We start from the raw sequence: 23,818 nt of genomic DNA, 5'->3' as shown, positions 1-23,818 counted from the left end.
GGTAAAATTCATTTTATAATTATTAATTCTCCCAATCATCGGTACGGAATGAAGAAACGGGTAAGCCATCGTTCCCAAATAAATCGCCGGTTACAAAATCTTTAAAGGCATAGCGAACAGCCACGGGTACTTTAACCTGCGCTGCTGAAACAGTGATGCTACTTCCGGTTATGGTTGCTTTTGCAGGGTAAAATATATGGTCTGCCCCCGCTACTTCAAATAAGGCCAAATCTTTGCCAAATGAAGTTAAGCCATTTGTTACATTTTGAAACTTGATCACGGCTTTATTTTTATCAATGTTCAAAGATTCATAGTTCGGGCTTAATGCACCAAAACCTTTTATACCATAAGTTTGAGATAAGGCCAGGTAAGCCAAACGGGTTCCGCCCTGTTTTTTGTTTGCGGGATGGATTGATTTTTCCTCGCCGATATCCATTAAAACTGCCATCCCCGAATTTTGAATTTTAGTTAGGGATTTACGTTGTGCATCCCGTAAAAAGGCCGAGTTAAATTTTCCACCAACATGGTAAGGCGGCAATTGGGCATAGTTGTAGGGCGCGATTTGCGCATAATAGAAGGGAAAATCGCCATTATCCCAATTTTTTCTCCAGGAAGAAACCATCGCAGGGAACAAATCTTCGTAGCGGTCTGGACGTTCATAATTCGATTCGCCCTGATACCAAATGGCACCTTTTATGCCATAACCGATTACAGGATAAAGCATGCCATTGTATAAGGTTGTGGGCGTTCTGCTTACTTCTTTTATACTGTCGGTTTTTGAGGGGATTTTAACCTCAGGGAATGCTTTTAAATCCTCAGGCGACATCCAGGCCTCAATTGTAGAACCACCATAACTATCGTTGATGATCCCGATAGGAACATTTAACATCTCGCTTAATAAGGAACCAAAGTAATAAGCGGTTGCGCTAAAATTGGCAACGGTTTCTGGGGCAGCTAATTTCCATTGCGAAGCTTTGCTGTTTTCTTGTCGTTCGGTGATGGAAGAACGCGGAACAGTATAAAGCCTGATGTTTTTATTGGTAGATTTTAGAATGGCCTCATTTGAACCAATTATCGGCTGACTTTTAAAACCTTTCATGGGCATTTCCATGTTTGATTGGCCACCACAGAACCAAACTTCACCAATTAAAATATCCGTCAGGACAAGTTTTTCACCATCATTTAATTCAATATTATATGGGCCTCCGGCCGATGGAGTAGCAATTTTTATTTTCCATTTACCGGCCTGATCAGTAATAACAGTGTAGTGCTGTTTGTTCCAGGAGGTATTGATTTTCACCTTGGTAGCAGCTTTGGCCCAGCCCCATATGGCAACATTGCTTTGTTGTTGTAACACCATATGATCAGTAAAAATCGACGCAGGCTTTACCATGGCTGATGCGATGAGGCAACATGCGAAGTTTAGGAATATGAAGAGTTTTAGTTTCATTTTTGTTTTTTATTTTTTTAGTCGGTCGTCACCCTGAATTTATTTCAGGGTCTTAATTGTGATGCTGCTTAGCATTAAAGATGCTGAAACAAGTTCAGCATGACGCGCCCTATTACATCATCTACTCACCGGCAGCCACACCGACATTTCTGAATGCCCTCTGTTTCCCCAGGCAAAGTATGGCACCAGTTTAATTTCTGTTATTGTATTTTTATCTTCAATCGGCCTGTACAACACATTTTTCCAGTCGTTTGTCGCTACCATTTTTGCATTTCCTACTAAACTCATCATTGCAGCTCCATCTATATTAATGGGTTTGACCTCAAATTTGGTTGAAGCTGGGATGAAAGCATTAAAAATACTTTTACCAGGTAAATCTGTCGATTCGAGGCAGTAAACAATTGGTCCGCGTTTTACCGCTACCTGATTCCTGTTTTCTTCGACCAAAGGATTGGCTTCAATCAAAGTGGCATCCATAGGGAGATTTAATTCTATTACATCACCTTTTTTCCAAACGCGGCTTATTTCTGCATAAGTCCCGGAAACGGCTTTAAGATTTTCAGTTTTTCCATTGATTGTGATCTGTGCATCATGTGTCCACGACGGGATTCTCAAAAATAACGAATAAGCTTTATTCCCTATTTCTTTAATGCTGATTTTGATCTTCCCATCCCAGGGATAATTGGTTTCTTGCGACAAAGAAATTTTCTGACCATTGGTTAATGTAGTATTTAAGTTATTGCCACCATATAAATTGAACCACAATCCTTTATCTGAAGTACTGTAGGCATAATCACTAACTTCTGCGATCGTTCTGACTATGTTTGGTGGGCAGCAATTGGATAACGCGATATAAGGCACCCTATCTTTCGACCAGCGTTGTTTAAAAGGTAAATCGTCTGATTGCGCCAAAGGATTGGTGTATAAGAAGTTTTTTCCATCCAAACTGATTCCAGATAAAACGCTGTTGTGCAAAGCGAGTTCCATTACATCAGCATATTTGGCATCGCCTGTAATCTGCAACATGCGCCAGTTCCAGAGTACGTTACCAATGTTGGCGCAGGTTTCGTTATGTGCGGTAAAATTTGGCAATTGAAAATCACGACCGAAAGCCTGGTGAATTTTCTGCACATCGGCCGGATTATAGGATGTGCCATCGGGCGAAGTCCCATCGTAAAGCGAGCCACAGCCACCCGTGATGTACATTTTGTGCTGATTGACATCATCCCACATTAAATTCAATGTTTTTAAAAGAGAATCTTTACCCGTTTCGGCATATAAATCTGCTACACCCGCATAAAGGTAGTTGGCACGTACGGCATGGCCCATGGCTTTGGTTTGTTGTAGAAAAGGGATCCGATCCTGGTTATCATCGGTACCATCATTAATTTTACCTTTTATGGCAATTAAATGCTGGGCCAGTTCTAAATACCGGGGATCTTTCGTGGTGCGGTACATTTCTATCACGCCCATGTAATGCGATGGACAAATGGCGTTTCGTACCAATGTCGGTGAAGCAGATTTATAGAAATTATACAGATAATCTGTCGCTTTTTTAGCAATGTTGAGCAAAGTAGTTTTTCCGGTTGCACGATAATGGATGCAGCCAGCTGTCATTAAATGGCCTATATTGTACGATTCGAAGCTCAACCTATCCTGAAACTGGTTTTTAGACCCTGTTTTGCGCTGCTCAATCATTGCTTTGGTATAGATGTAACCATCGTCGCGTTGTGATTTACCGATTACCACAATGGCTTTATCCATCATTTCGTTCAGTTTTGGGTTTTTGGTTGAAGTGTATAAAACAGCTACAGCCTCCAAGGTTTTGTAATAATCGCCATCATGGAAAGATGGACCAGCATGTGAGCCGGTATCTAAACCTGCTGCAATTTTGAAATTTTCAAAAGCGTGACTGATCTTTGGATCGTTATAAATGGCCCACATATTGGGTACCATGGTTTCGGTGGCTACTTTAAACCGATCGGCCCAAAATCCTTTTGTCCAGGTTACATCAGTCATATTGATGCTGTGCAATTTCGCGTAAGGCGAATTTGACGTATTTACCAAAGCTTTGTCTTGTGCTTTAGCGCTTAACGTTAGAAAAAGCGTTACGCAAATAATTACCTGAAGTCGTAGAGTCTGCAGGGCAAAATTTTTGGTTATATGGAGTAGCTTTTTCATTATTTTTTAGTTTTTAAACTGCAAATGCTTCTTGTTTTGGTGTTATTAATCTAATTTATTGCCAAAAGTCCTTAGATTCTGAAGCGTAGGTAATGGCCTGATCATTATTTTCTTTGTATTTTTCTTTAAGATTTTTTCGGAACCCAATAATGTTGTAGTTTCCGTTCTCACTCCTGTTAAAAGATTAAATACAGTCTCGGTTGTCGAATTTTTCCCATCATAAACGACACTAGAGACTTTAATCAACTGAAAAACTCCATTTTTGTAGATGAATTTATACTCAAAGCGAACATCATTTTTTTCAGTGTTCATTAATAAAAATCCGTCTTCAATAAAAAAAAAAAGGGATTTGATTTTTAGTATGTACACCGTTTACATATTGGGGTTCAATTACATCAGTTGAAGAGAAAACCATTTTAAATTTCTTATTTGGCTGTAATAAAAATATTTGTAACCTTAATGGGACCGCTGTATCAATCGTATCCATCATAATTATGGTTTTGTCCGTTAAACCATCTTTATTTAAATCGCCCTTTTCTAATCTGATCTGGACATTAAAATTATCCTTTACTTTCTTTTGTTGAGCGTAAACCACAGTTTGGGTAAATGCCAGAATTAATACAATTATTTTTTTCATATATTTTGAAATATTAAATCCCATTTACTCTTCCACTTGTATCACTACCGGCCCTAATAATCCCGCAGGATTTAAAGCTTTACCTTCCAATCGGAAAGGTGCAGTTGTTTTGGTAATTCTTTTATTTTCTGGCAATTTGCTATCGCCTATTAAACGGTTAGCCCAGGTATTTGTCACTTCGATGGTAATTTGGTTCTCGCCTTTTTTAATGGCTTTACTAATTTCTAAACGGTGCGGAGCAGTCCACAAAGTGCCGCAGTTTATTCCATTGATTTTTACTTCGGCAATACTGGAGAATTCGCCTAAATCGAGCCAGATCTTACCTTTAAAATCTTCATTGAAGGTGAAATTTTTACTATAAGTTCCAGTTCCTGAATAATATTTAACCAAACTATCTGTGTTTTGTGTCCAATCAGTTAAATCATTAAAAATAACAGGTTTTGATGGGCCAGCATAAGCCGTATTGAATTTTGCCTGCCAGGTTTTAGAAATATCCTGAATAGTTTTTAAGTTAGACCAGTTTTGGCCATTCTCGGCCTTAAGGAGAGTGTCTTTCTTGAAGATTACAAATAATGATTGATTTGGCGCAAATTTTAAATCTAAATAGGTGATTCCAAAAGGATTTCCTGACCAATGCTTTGGTTGCATATATTCATTCGTAACTGCATCATAAATGACTGGCGAAACCTTGTGTTGATTAAAAATTAAGTCAAGTACGCGCTCCCTATTTTCTTGATTTGAAATAAAATAAATTTCCTTATTATTTGATGATCTATGGGTAAACCCTACGTTTTTAGCATAAGTTCCTTCAGGGAGAACATCTTTTTCTGAAGCAAAAAAATCTGGGCTTACTCCCATTGCTTCAAATGTATCGTCAGTAATTGGAGCCTTGTAGATGTTTCCTTTTCCAATTTTTTTGAACAATGTATTAGTCATTACCGCATCAAATCTACTAGGAAATGAATCTATAACACTAAAACTTCCTCCCCAAATTTCTTCTACAACTTTATTAAATTCATTTGGATTAACTTGTTTAATTCCATTTTGATAGCGTGGTTTATCAGCAACAATTACCTTTGCGCCAGCTTTAATCAATTCTAAAAGTTTTTTAATCGTTTGATAGCTGATGTATTGATAATTTGGATTCATCTTTAATTTTCCGGTAAATACCAAAATTTTATAGGTTGCACCACTTTCGAAAACAACATTGCCATCTTTAACGCTTGCGGTACTCAATACATCGGGATTAAAACTATCATAAGCATATCCACGTAATGGATTTACCCAATTTTCAGGATCTGCCATATTTGCTGAATGTGTTACACCGGCTGGCATTTGCCTTAAAGGTTCACGAATATTTGCGAGGCGTTTCTTTTCAGCTTCCACTACATCTTCACCAAAAATACCGGGCAAGGTTTCTACCAGCCTATCTGGTAAAACAGAACGGCGTGGTAATTCTTCACCAGTAAAAACGGCGATATCTACAACAGGTTTGCCTTGCTGTAACAAGCTTTGCGTTCTTTCTGCATAATCTATCCATGCTTTACCAGCCTTCCACCAGGTTTGATCGCGTTGGAAATAAAGGCCAACACCATCTAAGGTCATTCCAGGTTTCCGGTCTGTCCAGGGATTATGTGTAAAAACGTGATACACCAGTTTATTGACCCCTAAAGCATAATTACGATCCTGTAAGGTTTTCATATTGGCTGGACTTTCGTTCCAGTCCATTCTGACTGTTGTAAAAGCTTCGGCCTGGATGATGTTTTTACCATAAATATGTGCGCCAGAAATGGCATCCAACATATCATTTGGCTTATCATGGGTTGGGCTGTTTAACCAAAATTCGCCCATGGGAATGTCAACCGTTTTGTAATGCATCAATCCGTCACTCATCATCGTTGGTGCAATACTTTCGGCCGTAAAAGTTACGCCTTGATCCTTTGCCAGTTTCGCAAGCGTTTTATAAAACTGATCTACAACCAATTCCGAAATCGTTTTTCTAACATCGTAAAGGAAATTTTCGGACACGGACACATTCTCTACGGGTAATCCGGTCATGATGGGTAAATAAGGCGTTAAATCGTAACCTCTACGCTTTAAAAATTCTGCTTTAAATACTGGCGACCAATTCTGGCTGCCACATTCCCAACTATCTACATGGAAAACGCTTAGAACTTTTTTGGCTATATCTGGTCCACCATGTTTTAAGGCTTCGCCATACCAATTCTTGAACTGTAATTTTACGGCTTCTGGATTAAATTTATCACATTCCAATCCTTTTCCACCACCACCTGTTGCGTTGGTATGCCCTGTTGAGGCATGCCCGATCCGTAAAATTGTCCAGTTTCCTTTCGGCGCTTTCCAGTTTAAGGTTCCATCTGGATTTAATTTATTTGTTAGGTTAATAATTTTATTTAACGGCACACAAAGTTTTTTTGCAATTTCTGCTTCTGTGCTTCTCTTACTTACCCGCCAAACTGAACCATTTTTGCCTTCGAACTGATTGAGCTGTGCTTCGGAAGATAATTCGAGATTTACGAGCTTTAATGATGGCTTCCATTTGGCTGCATCTAAATCCTCTGAACCTGGTTCTGATCCCTTTTTATCATAAATAAACCTAAAAAACTTAGCGGTGGTAGGTACAATGGAATGGGTAACATCTTCATCTGTGTCTTGCCAGCCATGGCGGGGCGCTTCCAACCTACCTATTGATCGGAAATTTTTACCATCATCACTTACCTCAATAGCCAAGCGTTGTGCCTGATAGTTATTGCCGCTGATTTTAATGCTTATCGTTCGGCAGGTGAAAGGTTTTTCAAATTCGTACTGAATATAACATGGTTCATTTGAACCAAAGTTTTTCTTATTCCCTGGCTGAACGAGACCAGTGGCATCAGCACCATTGCTGGCTGTAATTTTTGGGGCAACCGTTCTTGTTGAAATGCTTTCACCAATTGGTGAGGGGTAAGCGTAAACGGCAATATCTTTATAATAATTTTCTTTTGATTCTGGTTGAGGTAAATTGATCTTAGTAACTGTATTACTGATATTTATTTTTGACCAAACTACTTTCTGCATCGAAAATTCAGGTGTTATCCATGGGCCACCTGCCAACGCGAAACCATCGCTCACATGCATGCCTAATTTCAGATCCAACCGTTTCGCCTCACTCATTGCAAACTCAACCATTTTCCACCATTCGGGTGTTAGTTGAACGGCAGGCGGCGAATAAACTGGTACTTTATCAGGCCCCTGAATGCTCATTAAATAAGCACCCGCGATGCCGTTTGATTTCATGGCTTCCAGATCGGCGGTGATGCCGGCTTTTGAAACCGCACCTTTAACCCAATACCAAAATACCCAAGGTTTTGCACTTTCGTTCTGTTGCGCAAAAAGGCTTGTTGAAAAGCCAAAGCAAAACAACAGAATGAATATAAAAATCTTGCTAAACCTAAATTTCATTTTTTTTATTTTCTTGTAAATACCAAAGGTGACTTTCAACCCGCTCAACAATCTTTATTCGAGAATAGATTGCTACGTCGTTCCTCCTCGAAATGACGGACTTATATTTATTTGTGTGCGATTTTATATCCTCGCAAGCCGAAATAAAGAATCACCAGGAAACATACCAGCGGAATACTGTAGCCGATCTGAATATTATCTCCATACATATCGATTAAACTTCCCATTCCGAATGGTAAAATTGCGCCACCTACAATCGACATGATCAACCATGAAGAGCCTGGTTTAGTATCATCACCTATACCCTCGATTCCTAACGCGAAAATGGTTGGAAACATAATCGACATAAAGAATCCGACAGCACCTAAAGCATAAACTACATAAGAACCTTGTCCTAAAATGGCAACCAAACACAAGATTATTGATATAATTGCATAAATCACAAGCAATTTATTTGAAGATATGAACTGTAAGAGCGCCGTTCCAGCGAAACGGCCAGCGGTAAATAAAAATCCATAAACAACTAAATATGATGCAGCTGTTTTTTCGTCAAAACCACCGCCTTGTTGAGCCATTCTAATAAAGAAACTGGTAACACATACCTGCGCACCAACATAAAAGAACTGAGCAATAACCGCCCACTTTAAATGTTTGTGACGTAATGCACCAAAAAAACTTCCTTTAGCTTGTCCATCAATACTTTTGGTTTTGATTTCGGGAAGGTGAATAAAGTAAAATACAGCGGCTATTATTAATAAAACAATGCCAAGGGAAATGTATGGTGTTTTAACTGATGCTGCCTCTTCTAAGAAATAACTGTTTCTACCTGCCTCCGTCATGGCTGCCAATTCTTCTTTGGTGTGCGATTTACCTGAAAGGATAAACAATCCGCCAATCATTGGTGCCACCATAGCAGCCAATCCGTTGAAAGATGCAGCAAGGTTTAATCTACTCGTTGCTTTTGCAGGATCTCCCAATACAGCAGCATAAGGATTAGCAGAAGTTTCAAGCATGGTTAAACCACAGCCAATAATGAAAAGCGCAATTAAAAATGTAATGTATGATAAGTTATTGGCGGCAGGAACAAATAAAAATGCACCAAACGCAAAAGCCAACAAACCTGAGATCATCGTTGCTTTATAACCCCACTTTTTCAAAATCATTCCGGCAGGAATAGCCATTAAAAAGTAGGCAAAGAAAACAGAAGTATCAATCAATGTGGATTGTTTATTATTGAGGTTACATGCTTTCTTTAGGTGCGGAATCAGGATTGAATCGAGGTTATGTGCCATTCCCCAAAGGAAAAACAAGCTGATTACGAGTATAAAAGGCAATAGATACTTCTTTCCTGATGACGGATCGCCCTCAGTTACAATTTCTGGCTGTGTGGTTGTTGGTTCATTAGTCATTGGTTCATTGGTTAGGTTATTAGTCATTAGTTCATTTGTTAATAGCGATATGTTCAATAATTGTTTGGTTCATTAGTCATTAGTTCATTGGTGTCTGTCGATCGTTTTAATGATCTCTGGTAAGACTGTCGCTATAGGCGCCCAGACCAATGAACTATTGACCATTGAACTAATGAACCTTTTTCACCACCAAAAGATGGTCACAAACTAATACAACCGCTCCGTGTTGGTTGATGATTTCTACATGTTCGGTTACGGTGCCGTATTCGGGTCTTTTGCTCTCTCCTTTTTCAGTGATTGTGATTTCAGAATGAATGGTATCGCCGATAAAAACAGGTTTTACGAACCGCAATTTATCATATCCTTTACTCATGGCTTCAGGATTGATTTCTGAAGCTGTTAAACCGATCCCAATGCTAAAAATCATGGTTCCGTGGGCGATTCGTTGTTTGAACGGTTGTGTTGCACACCATTCGGCATCCATATGGTGTGGAAAGAAATCACCGGTATGGCCAGCGTGAACCACGAAATCGGTTTCGGTTATGGTACGACCTAGTGTTACACGTTTATCCTGTAATTGATAATCTTCAAAAAATGTTGATTTGAAATACATAGTTTTTAATTTATAGCGATACAATCGCTTATCTCGTGCATCCTCGTAACAAACGAGGACGATATATCATTTTAATTGTTAGCCCTTCAACCAACCTTTATTGCACCTTAAATTTTACATTGGCATTTCCATCCAATAAAGCCTAAGTAGTACGCCTACGTTCTACTTCAACCCGGCCTAATAAATTTTTCGGATTGCAGTCCCTAGCCTAAGCAGAAACTTTAAAAGAAAAATTTTAAGCCGGGAGTTTTGTTTTTTCATGGGCTTTTATGTTTTCAACTGCATTCAAGCTAGCTCTGCTGGTCTTTTGCGATCAAAAGAAAAGAGCCCGTCTGGCCAAGACATAGTGAATCAGATTGCTTCGGTTCGCTTATTCCCTGTCTCACAATAACGATTTAATTATTTAATTGTTCTTTAATCTTTACCCCACCAATATCACTCGATTGGTAGGCACTTTCTACCACGGCCATAGTTTGAATCACATCCTCGACACTGGTGTGTAAAACATCGCTTGAACCTTCATTATAGCGCATTAAATTGGCCATCGTACCTATAAATGCCTCCGGAAACCAAGATCCCTCTAACTTAACGGTTTGCCATTCTGGTGATTTTCCATCTTCTACAATACAGTATTCAAAAACATCAGGTACGCCATGCGGGTAATCCATCAATAAGCCAATTTTAGCCACAATGGCGCCTTTGGTTCCTTCCCATTTAATATAACTTTCCTGATGATTTGGACCGAAATCGTGGTCGTGGTTGGTGTTGATTACCGCATGCATCGTATCTCCATAATCGAATAAGATCGTAGAACGAGATGATGACAAACTTTTCGCCGGATGTTTTAAGGTTTTTGCTAAAATACTCTCAGGATTACCCAAAAATGACCGGATCAAATCAATATAATGAATGCTGTGGTATTGAATTTCTAACCTAGGGTGGATAATTACATGCGGAAAAATCTCCCACGGCGTTTTAATCGTTACGCGAACTTCCATATCATATAATTCGCCGATTAAACCTTTATCGATGATGTATTTTGCCGCACTTACAAATGGCGCAAAACGTAATTGAAAGTTTATAGCCGCTTTTAAATTCTTGGTTCTGCAGAGTTCGAGAATTTCTTTTGCCTGTGTAAAATCATCGCCCATGGGTTTTTGAATTAACACCGCACTTCCATCGGGCAACTGCTTTAATGTTTCGATGTATTGCTCAGGCATGATCGTTAAATCGTAAACTGTATTTGCTGGAGCAAGTTTAACCGCCTCATCAACAGAGTCATAAACGTTTGGAATACCAAAAACATCAGCTAATTTTTGTGCCCGTTCTTTCGTCCGGTTTACAATACCATGCACTTCAAAACCAGCAATTTTATAGGCTGGAAGATGCGCATCTGCCACTATTCCCCCTGCCCCAATAATAATGATAGGCTGTTTGGTATCTGGTAGTTGGGGTTTATATTTGATGTCAATACTCATTTGTCAATTTCGTTAATCTGGTTCTGTGCAAGCTGGATGAGCGCTTCAGTTGCGGCATCGGTATTGATGGCCTGTAAAACCATTTGGTCGATGATGGCGGCAATAGCAGCCCAATTTTGTTTCTGTGGCAACATATTGGCCACCTCGTGTAATTGTTCCAGTTTATGGTAATAAGGAATAATCTGGTTGATCTCTTCATCTTTCCAGGTCGAGATCCTGCAGCCGATTCCTCCTGCTAACGTGAGCTGTTTATCCTGTTCTGCAGCCAGTGCGAAGCGGAGAAAATCGTAGGCAATGTCTTTATTTTTACTGCCCTTTGCAATGGTGTAAAGCCAGTATACGTTTAACGAAGCTGAGTTTTTACCTGGAGCGCAAGGCAATCGTTCCACATCAATTTTTCCTTTTACCTTAGCGTTCGAATCTACTTCGCACATGGCCGCAAAACCGAACCAATTGATCATCATGGCGGCTTCACCTTGTGAAAAGGCTATTCCTGCAGCTACAGATTCGAATGCTGCAGATTTTGGATGAACAGCAGTTTTATCGTTAACAATTTTACGGTAAAAGTTTAAACCATCGATGGCTGCCTGGGTATTAATCTGGATAAAACCATTTTTATCAACCAGTGTACCGCCCCTCGTCCATAATTGCAAAGCAAAATCGAAAACGGTATTGTGGCCATCGGGATAACAGGCGAAAATACTGCCATATAAATTTTGCTCAGGACGGTTGAAAAAACGGGCAATCTGATGAAAATCTTCCCAGGTTTTAGGTATTGCTAAGGTTTTGCCGAATTGAGCAAAATATTGAGCCTTTTCAGTTTCACTTTCGAATAAATCTCTTCTATAAATAAAACATTCTGGTCCATCATGAAATGGTAAACCTACCACTTCCCAGCCGAAGCGCTGCAGTCCTAAAAGCGATTTGCTCCATCCCCTCGGGAAATCGTCGGGTTTGTTTTTGTTGATATATGGATTTAAAACTTCGAAATCATTGGCCGAATAGCCTTCCAAAACCCAATCGGTACTGATGTGCGCAAGATCAAAATCGCCTTTTGCCAAACCTTTTTGAGTGATGGTACTGTTGTAAAGTTCGTGCAGGTCCATTACCACCATTTCCAACTTTAGTGTACAGCCCGAACGGATACAATATTGTTCCCAGAATTTCTGCATCGCAGCTTCAAATGGCGCAAATTTACGAACGGCTATCCTGAAAGTTTCTACTTGGTTATGCATTTGCAATGGTATGCTGTGTTATAAATTCTTTGATAATTTTTTCATTATCCTGTCCTAATTTTGGCGAACCAATTGCTGAAGTCAATAATTCGCCATCAATTCGGATCGGGCATCTGGTGGTTTCATATTTGTAACCATCAATCATTTCCACTTCCTGAACCATCTTCAACACCTTAAAACCCTCATGGGCCATTAAAGCATTCCAGTTTAATACATCGGCACACCAAATATCGGCAGGTTCTAAAATGGAAAGCCATTTTTCGGTAGTCGCCGATAAAAGATGATCAGCCAAAATGGCTTTAATCTCATCACGTTTATCGAATGCTTCGCTTACTTCCACATATTCTTCCAATTTCTCGCAGCCAAGTAAATTTCCCAACTGTGGAATTGAACCCATCGCCAGGGCTAAATATCCGTTTTCTGTTTGATAAATCCCATAAGGAGCGCCTAAATATGCATTTGCATTGTTCTTTTTAGAACGTTGGGGCAAAGATCCGCCATCATTCATAAAAGTGGTGATGGTTTCAAACTGGAAATCGTAAACGGATTCCATCATGCTGATCTGTACAAAACCGCCTTCGTTTTTTAACGCTTTTCGGTATAAACAGGCCAGGATACCCTGCGCCAAATGCGCGCCCGCCAACATATCAATAATCGATAAACCCATTGCTACAGGACCACTATCGGCATTTCCGGTTAAACCGGTTAGGCCGGTAACCGATTGCAAAAGTAAATCCTGACCGGGTTTGTTTTTCCATTCCGTGTTGTTGCCATAGCCTGAAATTTCGCCATAAATTAGGGTTGGATTTAAAGCGATAACGGATTGATAATCGAAACCCAAACGCTCCATTACCCCTGGTCGGAAATTATGGATCATTACATCTGCTTTTTTAAGCAGTTCGCGTACCATTTCACAATCTTCTTCGCGTTTTAAATCAACTTCAAAACTTTCTTTATTCCTGTTGATGGCATGAAAAACAGATGATTCGCCATTCATAATCAGATTTGAGGTATAGAGCGTGCGGCAAATGTCGCCTACACCCAAACGCTCAATTTTGATTACACGCGCACCCATATCGGCCAGGCGCAAACTTGCTGATGGCCCCGATAGGAACTGGCTGAAATCGATAACTAAATAATCTTCAAGCGGTAGCATAATTTTGTTTATTTATTCTTAACTCGTCTCGTCATGCTGTCCCGAAGATTCGGGATCAGCATCTTTCCTGCTAGATAGACCCTGACCTGTAGCGAAGCGGAAAGCTACGCAGTAAAATAAATTCAGGGTGACGCACACTCTAACTCAACTCAAACTCCCTGTCAATCTCAGCCGTATCAAAACCAAGTTTTGGCGCAGCTTTCGAAGCAAATAACTTTTCATTATCCAATCTAATCGGGCTTACTGTTGTCTTTATTTTTTTGCCTTCATCTAAATCCAGTTCCTGTTCAATCTGTAGGCTTTTATAGGTATTCAATGCTGTAGCGGTTTGATAATTTAATACTTCTGCGCACCAAATACCATGGCCTTCCAAAAGATCAACCCAAAGTTTTGTATCTTCTTTTTTAAAGGTTTCGGCGAGGCGGACAATTAATTTATCGCGGTTTTCGAATGCTGAACCTGCCTCCACATACAGATCGGTAATATCGCAATTGATGATCGTACAAATATTTGGCAGGTTGCCCATGGCCATGGCAATATAACCATCATTGGTTTCGTACATGCCATAAGGAGCGCTTAAATAAGCGTGTGCACTGCCTTTTGCTCCGCTTCTATCGGGTAATTTACCACCATCGTTTAAGTAGGTGGTTAATACTTCAAACTGTACGTCTAAAATGGATTCGAGCAAACTCACCTCAACCAAAACACTTTTATTGGTTTTTGCCCTTTTGATCAAAGCGGCCATAATACCTTGTGCCAAATGGTTTCCGCACATAATATCCGAAACGGAAAGTCCGAAAGGAACTGGTCCGTCTACATCAACACCCGATAAAAATGTTAATCCTGAAACGGATTGTACCAATAAGTCCTGGCCTGGCTTGTTTTTCCACGGGCCTTCACTTCCGTAGCCTGTAACTACACCATAGACAATTTTAGGATTAATGGATTGAACATTTTCGTAATCCAGACCAATTTTCTCCATCACACCAGGACGGAAATTATGTGTCATCACATCGGCCTTGCTGATTAATTTTTTAAGTCTTTCTAAATCTTCCGGATTTTTTAAATCGGCGGTATAACTTTCTTTATTCCGGTTGATGGTGTGAAAAAGCAGGCTATCTTCATCAACGAAAAGATTTTTGATGGATAAAGACCTGCAAGCATCGCCTGTTTTTGGTCGTTCGATTTTAATTACACGGGCACCCAAATCGGCCAGTTTCAAGCCAGCCGATGGTCCTGCCAAAAATTGACAAAACTCTAAAACCAAAAGTCCTTCAAGCGGTCTGTTCATGATAACACTAAACTTTTAGATTGCCCATATAATTTGTTCATGGCTGATAAAACCTTGATTTCATCTCTACCATTTATTAAATAATCGCGCACCACATCGCCTGCATGATCTTGAAAATACATCGAACCATGGTAACGTGGACGGAGAAAAGCTCTTTGCAAGGCCGGTAAAGTATTCAGAAAATAATGCTGGCTCTGGCGGTTGACTTCTTCATTTTTCCATGCGGCCAAATGCCCTGGCTGACCACCACTCTCAAAAAACAAGGTAGACTGACAGGCTGGCGAACCTACGAATTCTACATATTTGGCAGCAATCTCCAATGCTTCGCATTTAGCAGAAATGGCTAAGCCTGTTCCACCCAATGTGCTTCTCAGATTGGTTTTACCATCTAAAGAAATCATATCGTGGAAATGCAAGATTTTGCGGGCATAACCATTACGCGAATAGTTCGAGTAGCCATAAGCAAACGGGCAATACGCAATTTCGTCGGTTAAAGTCATTGCTTCATATACCTGGATCGGATTTCTGTTGAAGTTTGCTTTATCTATTTTCGAGGCCAGTTCCCGATACATTTGCAAAGCCATGCTACCAATTTCCTTAGAGACCACCTCTTCGTTTCCTTGACAAGGATCTTCACCTAAAGAGCAGCATAGGGTATAAAAATTCATTAATACATCAATCGGAATACCTGCAAAGGCAACTAAACCTTTATCGGCAAGTGCCAATAGATCTTCAAAAGATTTAGGCAATAGCAAATCCTTTTGAGCTAATAAATCTGGTCTTGAGGCTGCTACAGGAGTTGCCGCATCTATCGGTAAAGCCCATAAGTGTTCATTATAAAAATAACTCTCGTAAGATTGACCTACAGAATTTTCTTCCTGATCTTTCAAATATTCTTTAGAAAGATAAAGATCCAAAGGCACTATTGATTTTGTTTTTGCGGCAAAACCTGCCCAAGGATGATCGATAACCAACAGATCAAATCGTTCTGCCAACTCCTGGATTGAAAAATCGGCAAATTGCTGCAAGCTTCTTTTCTCCCAGGTGATGTTTACATTTGGGTACAATTCAGAAAATCGCTGTGCCGTAGCCACCATTGGCAAAAGCCCACGGCTATGGTTCCAGGTTATTCCTTTTAAATTTATCGTCTTCTCCACTATATTTCTTCTTTTTATTTCTTTGTCATTCTGAACGTAGTGAAGAATCTTTCCTATTTCACAAAGCCTATTCAATTGCTGCCTTAGCAGAGCCTGTTTCCCATAGTTTGCAGATTCTTCGTTCCTCAGAATGACAATGCCTTTTATTGTTCTCTAATGGTTGGTGTCTCCACCGGCCATATTTTTATTTTACTTATTTCGGTTGCTGAGACACCAACCGATAGGTTCATTTCTGTTATTCTATTTTCCTGTTTTTATAATTATCGATGATGATGTTAAACCAGCTGATGAGGCTGTTAATTTTATGGTTCCGGTTTTTTCTGTTGATTGAAGAATGGCCAAACATAAACCATGGAAAGCTTTACGGTAACTGGCTTTAAAAGGCTCTAAACTTGCCTGAAACCCATTATCAACACCTGCAATAAAACCAACACCTTCAACCTGAAAATCAACCAGATTATCTGCATTTGGCACTACATTACCAGCAGCGTCTAAAACACGAACGGTTACAAAAGATAAATCTTTACCATCAGCTTTAATATTTTTCCGGTCTGCGATTAATTCAATTTTCGCCGGGTCCCCTGCGGTTTTCACTTCACGTACTAAAACATCTTTGCCACTTTTACGGGATACTGCTTTTAAAGTTCCAGGTTCAAAAGGCACATTCCAAAGCACATGTAAATCATCGCCCTGTTTTGATTTTTTCCCTAACGATTTTCCGTTCAGGTACAATTCTACCTCATCGGCATTGTTGTAATAGGCCCAAACTTCTACCGATTTTCCTTGTTTCCAGTTCCAATGAGGCAGAAGGTGTAACACAGGTTTGTTTGTCCACTCGCTTTGGTACATGTAATATGAATCTTTCGGGAAACCTGCTAAATCAACAATTCCAAAGTATGAGCTTCTTGCTGGCCACGGATAAGGTAAAGGCTCACCCAGGTAATCAAAACCCGTCCAAACAAATAAACCTGAAACATGATCGTATTTTTTAGCTGCTGCCCAGGTTTCTTCATGTGTAGAACCCCAATAAGCCGAAACATTATCGTAAGCCGATGCCGACCACTCGTTATTTCCCTCTGTAAATTTCGTTTTTCCATCTTTTGGCCAACGACGGATGGTATCGGCTGTATCGTAAAAACCCCTGGTTTCTAAAGCCGAAGTGGTTTCTGTAGCCAAAAACTTCACTCCAGGATAATTTTTAGGGAAATCTTTATACAGTTTGTGGTTGTAGTTTAATCCATAAACATCTAATGCATTGGCCTGATAGATGAAGTTCTTTTCAGCTTTTGTTTCCGTTAACGCCGAAATTACAGGACGGGTTTTATCCAGATTTTTAACGATTGAGACTAACTCTCTTGTAATCGCAATGCCTGTACTATCAAACTGCTCGCGGATTTCGTTGCCGATGCTCCAAAGGATAATCGACGGGTGATTACGATCGCGTTTAATCATATCTTCCAGATCTCTTTTATGCCAGGCTGGAAAATCTAAGTGGTAATCGTTTTTGGTTTTCTTTTTCACCCACATATCGAAAGCCTCATCCATAACGAGGAAGCCCATTTTATCACATAAATCTAAAAATTCAGGTCCAGGTGGGTTATGGGCTGTACGGATAGCGTTCACCCCCATTGCTTTCATTATTTCCAGTTGGCGTTCCATTGCCCTCACATTCACGGCAGCACCCAGGGCACCTAAATCGTGGTGTAAACAAACACCTAAAATTTTCATTGGTTTTCCGTTTAATGAAAAGCCTTTAGCTGCATCGAAATTGAACTCACGAAGCCCAAAAGGTGTTGTATATTGATCAATAATCTTCCCATCAGCTTGCGCAATTTCTACCACCAACTTGTACATGTTCGGATGATCAACTGACCACAGTTTAGGATTAACTATTCCAAGACCATTAATTGCCATTATTGTAGAATTTTCGCTTGTATTGAGCGGCCATTCCTTTTTTTGCAATTGGATATTTTTATCATCCAAAATGGTCGTTAGGATTTTATAAGCACCTTTTGTGTTGAATTTATTTTCAATCTCGATTTCCGCATTTACTGAAGCGATACTTTCACCAGGTTTTAATTTTCTGCTTTCGTTGCTTTGACCTTTATCGCCGCTGATTAGGAAGGTTTTCACAAAAGTGCCATTGCGTTTGATTGAAACTTTTGCTGCAGATGTAAGCCATACATTTCTATAAATCCCCGAACCCGAATACCAGCGCGAATCAGGCTGTGCTGAATTATCAACTTTAACTGCAATGATATTTTTCCCAGCTTTTAAGAATCTGCTGATCTCGTAAGAAAAAGAGCTGTAGCCGTAAGGCCTTTTGCCCAGATACTGACCGTTGATCCAAACCTCACTATTTTTATACACGCCATCGAATTCGATAGTGATTAATCTATCCTTAAAATTCGCAGGAGCTGTAAATTCTTTTCTGTACCAGCCAATGCCTGTGGGTAAACCGCCACCTTCAGGTTTTGCAGGGCTTTTCTCGTCGAATTTCCCCTCAATGCTCCAATCGTGCGGTAAAGTGAGTTTTCTCCATTTAAGATCGTTGTATGCTGGAGATTTTGCATTTGGTTCGTCTCCTAAAAGGAATTTCCAATCTTTGTTAAAGCTGGTTCTGATGCGGGGTTCCGGCCTAATCTTATATCGATTGGTCGTCATTGCGAGGCACGAAGCAATCTTACTACTATGGGTTGGCCGTTCTTTCGCATTAGGATTGCATTCCCGAAAAGTCGGGACAGGCAGTGCCTCGCAATGACGGGACGCCAACAAACCGAATGTCAGAAAAATTACAACTTTAAAATCAGGTAGCCTCTTCATCTTAATTCTTCCTTTCGCTTACAAAATTCACTTTACTCTTACCCAAATCTTTCGATGTGGCCACAGCAATGCCACGCTGATCCAGTTTATTAACTGCACAATAAAAATGGTATACTGTGCCTTTATATTTCAGTACAAAAGATTTATGTGCGTATAATTCATCATATTTTTCTGACGACTCAATCAGGTTACCACCGGTCCAATCGGTCCAGTTTACCAGGTCATTTGAGGCAGCAAAGCGATTAAATGAACCCTTTCTATCTTGCCAGAAAGCACCGAAGTAAAACATTACCCAGGTTCCATTAATGTTTTGAATTACAGCATCTCCTGTAATGCCAACAGGGTGATGAACAACAGGGTTTTTATTGAACCGTTGCCAATGAACCATGTCATCAGAAACCGCCATACCGATGCGTTCGTACCAGCGTGTTTTTTTATTGTTTGCTAAAGAATCACCTACAGCATTGTAGTACATTACAAAACGATGTCCTGTCAACTTCTGTTTATCTTCAATTACTGTGCTTTTAAATAATTTGTTCCGGTTTTCCCACCAACGTACATCTGCATCACCCGAAGTCAAAACAGGTTTGTCTAACCTATTCCATTCTTGAACCATTAATGGATCTTTTGTGGTATAAGCCATCCCGATAGATAAGGGTTCCACTTCATATCCTTTTTCTTTACCTCCGAAATACGACATCCAATATTTACCATCGAATTTATCAACACCATACTTTCCACCCCATTTGGTATCCAATAAAGCGTTGTAACCTGCTTTTTGGTTGTCGTCCCAATGGCCAGCATCTCCAAACGACATCAGTTTACCCTGATTTTCCCAGTGTAATAAATCTTTACTTTTTGCCAGCCAGGTTTCGTAACCACGACCGCTAAAAATAAGATAGGTCATGTACCAAAACTTTCCCTTACGGAAAACTGTTGGGCAATCCATTTTATGTTGATTGTCTTCGGGGACCATTACCAAGCCATATTTATAAGGCGTTTTTACTTCCTGATAAATCTTTTCCATGGTTTCGGCTGAAACAGGATTCGTGGTTTGAGCATTCAATGTTAATGCACTTACAAAAAGGAAAAATGCGAGGATTATCTTTTTCATTTGTACTTTAAATTAAACTTATAATAACCTGATCCTAGAGCAACCTTAGCTTTCCCCGCTTCTATACCTGCATCTGTAAACGTCGAATTGTATTCTTCGGAGATTTCATATTTCGGCAAAACCGGAAAGTAAATAGTTGCTTTTGTATTTACGGGGATATTCACCTCCAGTGTAAAAGTTCGGTCTGTTTTTTCCCATTTGCAAGAAATTTCGCCGTAGGGGGAATTGTAACGCACATCAGCTGAGGTTAAATCGCCCACCACTTCTGGTTCGATTTTAATATGGCTAAAAGCAATTGAATTTTCTGCCTGACGGATGCCGCCAACACCACTATACAGCCATTCCATTAAGTGCCCGAGCATAAAATGATTGTTGGATACGGTTGGCAAAGCGGCCCAAGATTCGGTTAAAGCCGTTGCGCCTTTGGCTAGCTGCATACCATAACCAGGTACATCCGAACGGCTGTTCATATCAAAAATCACATCCGATTTACCGGCATCTTCTAAAACACGTAACACATAACGATAACCGATATCGCCTGCTGTTAAACTGTTTTTACGATCTCTGATATCTTTAACCAAATTATCGATTACTGCATTTTTATGCTTTTCTTCAACCAGTTCCATATAAACCGCCATTGCATTTGCAGTTTGAGATCCTGTTGCATACTGTTTGCTTTTTGCATCAAAGAATTTATGGTTGAATGCATTTTTTACTTCAAGGGCAAGTTTTGCATAGGCCATTGCATCAGCTTTTTTGCCCAGCAGCGCAGCCGTTTTTTCTAAAATTTTTAAATCATAGTAATAAATGGCTGTACCCGTAATGCCCATTGGCGTTAACTGAGAAACGCCGGGAGGTTTTGGCCCCAGATCATACCAATCGCCTAAACCTTGCGATAAAATGTGGTTATTTGCTTTGGTGCCCAAATAATCGATGTAACGCTGCATCATTGGGTAATAATCAACCATAGCCTGTTTATCGCCATACCACTGATATAAATACCATGGTATTAAAATGCCACTGCTGCCCCATTCAGGCGAATCACGGAACATATCGCCACCCCATTCAAATTTTACATACTCAGGCGCAATTTCAGGGATCAAGCCGCTAGCCAATTGCGAGTTTTTCATGTCTTGCAAGGCTTTTTTAAACAAAGCTGCAGCATTGTAATTATATCTTACAGAACTGCCCATTAAATGCAATTCCTCTAACCAACCCAATTTTTCACGGTGTGGGCAATCGGTAAAAACACTAACCATGTTGCTTTTAATCGCCCAATCGATCAGGCTGAAAGTTTTATTGAACAACTCGTTAGACGATGAAAACTTACCTACCTGCTCAGCAGCATTTCGGATATGTAAAGCTTTTAAACCTTCTACTACCGATTTGTTAGATGGATTTTCTTTACCGTTTGGAACAGCCCCTTTAACCTGCAGATAGCGAAAGCCTGTATAAAAGAACTTAGGACGCCAGATTTCCAAACCATCTCCTTTTAAAATGTAGGTAAAATAAGATGGGCTGCCTATATTTTTTTGTGTTACCGAACCATCAGCTTTTAATAATTCGGCCGGGGTAATGCGAACCGTATCGCCTTTTTTACCTCGGACTTTCAATTCGATAATTGCAGAAGCGTTCTGGCCCATATCATAAACCCATTCGCCATGGGCAACCGGATTAATATTTTGAGGAGAAAAATTTTCGAAAATCTTTACAGGTTCTTCTCTTTGGGCATTTAGTTTCGGACCATCAGCTAATAACGACGATTTCCATCTGCTATCGTTAAAACCTGCTAAATTCCAGCCTTTTTGCTCGAGGTTGGCATTGTAATCTTCACCGCCATAAATGCTTGAAAAAGTTATGGGTGATGGCGCGGTTTTCCAACTTTGGTTACTGATGATATTCGCTGAAGTTCCATCCGTATATTCGATCAACAGCCTGCAGATCATTTTCGGATAACCATAAGCTACTTTTAATTTTCTATACCTTTCTTTAACTGGAGGAATATAATAAAAACCATTGCCCAGCATCACTCCTATTGCATTTTCACCTCTCTTAAGCTGTTTAGTTAAATCATAAGTCAGGTACAAGGCCTCTTTATCATACTTCGTCCAGCCGGGTGCTAAAAAGTCGTCGCCAACTTTCGCTCCGTTTAAACTCATTTCAAAATGGCCTAAACCAGAAATAAAAGCAGTAGCTTTTTTAATTGTCTTCGTTACCGTAAAACCTTTGCGGAACATCGGCAAGATATTATTGCCAATGTATTTGTCTTTTTTACCATCCGTTGGCAGACTATTTACGTTAGAGTCTGCCAGTTTTTCGTAGGCAATCCATTTTGCACCTTTCCAATCGGCTGTGTTGAGCAATCCCATTTGCCAAAAGGCCGAAGCGCTCCAGCCAGATTCATGCCCGAAATTATCCCAAACACGGACTTTCCAATAATAGGTTTTGCTTGATAATAACTTTTTACCTTTATATTTAATCTGTAATGATTGGCCTGAGTTTACTTTTTTAGTATCCCAAACATCCCCAATATTTTTATTTAAATTGCTTAAACTGCTAGAAACTACGATTTGATAGCTTGTTTGCATAATATTGTGTTTAGCTGATTGCAGTTTCCAGCTCAAACCCGGCGAAAGAACATCGATGCCAATAGGATTATTCCGATACGCACAATCCAATTGAGCAACCTTAATATCTTGCGCAAAAAGCGGGATGCTTAACAGATAAAGCCAAGAAAATATTACAAGTTTGCTCATTCACTATTGCACACCGTTTCGGATGTTTTGGTTAGGTTTATAAATGGTCATCAGCGATAAATTTTTTCAGAAATAAATTCTCAATTCTATGGAATTAAGCCTTATAAATTTATTAACTTTAAAATGCGATCACTAATTCAAATATAAATGTTTTTTTTAAATATGAAAACATATATTCGTATTTAAATTATACAAAATCTTCTCTTGGATAAATAAGAAAGCATTTTGTATGTTTGAAATTGTAAAAAATACGATACAGCCAAATTTAAACCCGCATGAACGAAAAAGAATCGAAGTACCAAGCCCCTGCTTTGGATAAAGGACTTGATATATTGGAGTATTTATCAGCACAATCTATCCCATTGTCTCAAACTGAAATTGCTATTGGTATTGAGAAAACGCCAAACGAAATTTACAGGATGTTGATGAGTCTGGAAAGTCGTGGCTATATTTTACGTGATGAAGTTTCGGGCAAGTATAGGCTATCGTTAAAGCTTTTTTACCTCTCGCACCGGCACTCGCCTATTGATGAACTGCGTAAAGCTGCCCAGTTTCCTTTAGAGGAACTGGCAAATAGTATCCGTCAATCTTGCCATTTGAGTATTTTGTACATGAACCAGGTAATGGTGATTATTCATGCGAAAAGTCCGGGGCCGATTGCGCTTTCTATCGAGGAGGGAAATTTGTTTCCATTACCTTTAACTGCATCAGGAAAGGTTTTATTGGCTTATATGCCCGAGGCTGAGCGTAGCACAACATTAAAAAACAATTCCATTTTTAAAAAATATGCTAAAGCCCAGCAAGAAGATTTTTTGACCTCATTGGAAGATATTCAGCAAACTGGCTCTTATTTCAAAAATAGTGATTCAGTTTCTGGTGTTACCGATCTTTCGGTACCAATTGGTATTAATGGCAATAATGGAATTATCGCCTGTTTAACCATTTCAATGTTAAATGCGATAAATGTAGATCAAGCGATTGAAAATGATGTGATCCTTGCCGAGGCCTATAAATGTGTTAAAAAAATAGAACAACGGATTGGGGTTTAATTGTTGA

The 23,818-nt window shown here is 39.6% G+C and carries 16 protein-coding genes; 1 reads left to right on the top strand and 15 read right to left on the bottom strand.

Annotated features, from left to right (window positions below; genetic code table 11):
- Positions 1 to 22: 22 nt before the first annotated feature.
- The 15 genes from AC1DNH_RS03210 to AC1DNH_RS03140 form a co-directional block, all read right to left on the bottom strand.
- Positions 23 to 1,450 carry a sialate O-acetylesterase gene (locus AC1DNH_RS03210; protein WP_477582906.1) on the bottom strand — a complete coding sequence of 476 codons (1,428 nt, stop codon included), beginning with the start codon at positions 1,448 to 1,450 and terminating at the stop codon, positions 23 to 25.
- 117 nt (positions 1,451 to 1,567) lie between these two features.
- Positions 1,568 to 3,631, bottom strand: coding sequence for an aceric acid hydrolase (locus AC1DNH_RS03205; protein WP_477582905.1), 2,064 nt, complete (start codon positions 3,629 to 3,631; stop codon positions 1,568 to 1,570).
- 45 nt (positions 3,632 to 3,676) lie between these two features.
- Positions 3,677 to 3,943 (bottom strand): hypothetical protein, encoded by a 267-nt coding sequence (locus tag AC1DNH_RS03200; protein ID WP_477582903.1) that lies wholly within the window; start codon positions 3,941 to 3,943, stop codon positions 3,677 to 3,679.
- A 16-nt stretch (positions 3,944 to 3,959) separates the two neighbouring features.
- A complete protein-coding gene (locus AC1DNH_RS03195) occupies positions 3,960 to 4,268 on the bottom strand; it encodes a hypothetical protein (RefSeq protein ID WP_477582901.1) in 309 nt (102 codons plus the stop codon).
- A 24-nt stretch (positions 4,269 to 4,292) separates the two neighbouring features.
- The gene (locus AC1DNH_RS03190; protein ID WP_477625165.1) at positions 4,293 to 7,730 is read right to left on the bottom strand and encodes a glycosyl hydrolase; all 3,438 of its coding nucleotides are present in this window, start codon (positions 7,728 to 7,730) and stop codon (positions 4,293 to 4,295) included.
- Between the two features lie 107 nt (positions 7,731 to 7,837).
- A complete protein-coding gene (fucP, locus tag AC1DNH_RS03185; protein WP_477608648.1) occupies positions 7,838 to 9,139 on the bottom strand; it encodes an L-fucose:H+ symporter permease in 1,302 nt (433 codons plus the stop codon).
- A gap of 169 nt (positions 9,140 to 9,308) precedes the next feature.
- Positions 9,309 to 9,752, bottom strand: coding sequence for a MaoC/PaaZ C-terminal domain-containing protein (locus AC1DNH_RS03180; protein ID WP_477608644.1), 444 nt, complete (start codon positions 9,750 to 9,752; stop codon positions 9,309 to 9,311).
- Between the two features lie 395 nt (positions 9,753 to 10,147).
- Positions 10,148 to 11,230, bottom strand: a complete 1,083-nt coding sequence (locus AC1DNH_RS03175) for a Gfo/Idh/MocA family protein (RefSeq protein ID WP_477608642.1) — start codon at positions 11,228 to 11,230, stop codon at positions 10,148 to 10,150.
- Positions 11,227 to 12,465, bottom strand: coding sequence for an extracellular solute-binding protein (locus tag AC1DNH_RS03170; RefSeq protein ID WP_477625164.1), 1,239 nt, complete (start codon positions 12,463 to 12,465; stop codon positions 11,227 to 11,229). The genes AC1DNH_RS03175 and AC1DNH_RS03170 overlap by 4 nt, the downstream gene beginning before the upstream one ends.
- Positions 12,458 to 13,621: a CaiB/BaiF CoA transferase family protein gene (locus AC1DNH_RS03165; protein ID WP_477608638.1), complete on the bottom strand. Its 1,164-nt coding sequence runs from the start codon at positions 13,619 to 13,621 to the stop codon at positions 12,458 to 12,460. The genes AC1DNH_RS03170 and AC1DNH_RS03165 overlap by 8 nt, the downstream gene beginning before the upstream one ends.
- Positions 13,622 to 13,760: 139 nt before the next feature.
- Positions 13,761 to 14,912, bottom strand: coding sequence for a CaiB/BaiF CoA transferase family protein (locus AC1DNH_RS03160; protein ID WP_477583875.1), 1,152 nt, complete (start codon positions 14,910 to 14,912; stop codon positions 13,761 to 13,763).
- Entirely contained in the window at positions 14,909 to 16,069 is a 1,161-nt protein-coding gene (locus AC1DNH_RS03155; RefSeq protein WP_477583877.1) for an ABC transporter substrate-binding protein, read from the bottom strand. Before AC1DNH_RS03155 ends, AC1DNH_RS03160 begins: the two co-directional genes overlap by 4 nt.
- Positions 16,070 to 16,309: 240 nt before the next feature.
- The gene (locus AC1DNH_RS03150) at positions 16,310 to 18,733 is read right to left on the bottom strand and encodes a glycoside hydrolase family 2 TIM barrel-domain containing protein (RefSeq protein ID WP_477625163.1); all 2,424 of its coding nucleotides are present in this window, start codon (positions 18,731 to 18,733) and stop codon (positions 16,310 to 16,312) included.
- Between the two features lie 160 nt (positions 18,734 to 18,893).
- Positions 18,894 to 20,006, bottom strand: a complete 1,113-nt coding sequence (locus AC1DNH_RS03145; RefSeq protein ID WP_477625162.1) for a glycoside hydrolase family protein — start codon at positions 20,004 to 20,006, stop codon at positions 18,894 to 18,896.
- On the bottom strand, positions 20,003 to 22,762 hold the full coding sequence (locus AC1DNH_RS03140; RefSeq protein WP_477580728.1) for a family 78 glycoside hydrolase catalytic domain: 2,760 nt from the start codon (positions 22,760 to 22,762) through the stop codon (positions 20,003 to 20,005). The genes AC1DNH_RS03145 and AC1DNH_RS03140 overlap by 4 nt, the downstream gene beginning before the upstream one ends.
- Positions 22,763 to 23,037: 275 nt before the next feature.
- On the opposite strand from AC1DNH_RS03140, the gene AC1DNH_RS03135 reads away from it, so the two are divergent.
- Positions 23,038 to 23,811: an IclR family transcriptional regulator gene (locus AC1DNH_RS03135; protein WP_230140880.1), complete on the top strand. Its 774-nt coding sequence runs from the start codon at positions 23,038 to 23,040 to the stop codon at positions 23,809 to 23,811.
- Positions 23,812 to 23,818 lie beyond the last annotated feature (7 nt).

The sequence above is a fragment of the Pedobacter sp. 01N310 genome (assembly GCF_056399805.1).
This window is presented reverse-complemented; position numbering and strand designations above follow the sequence as displayed.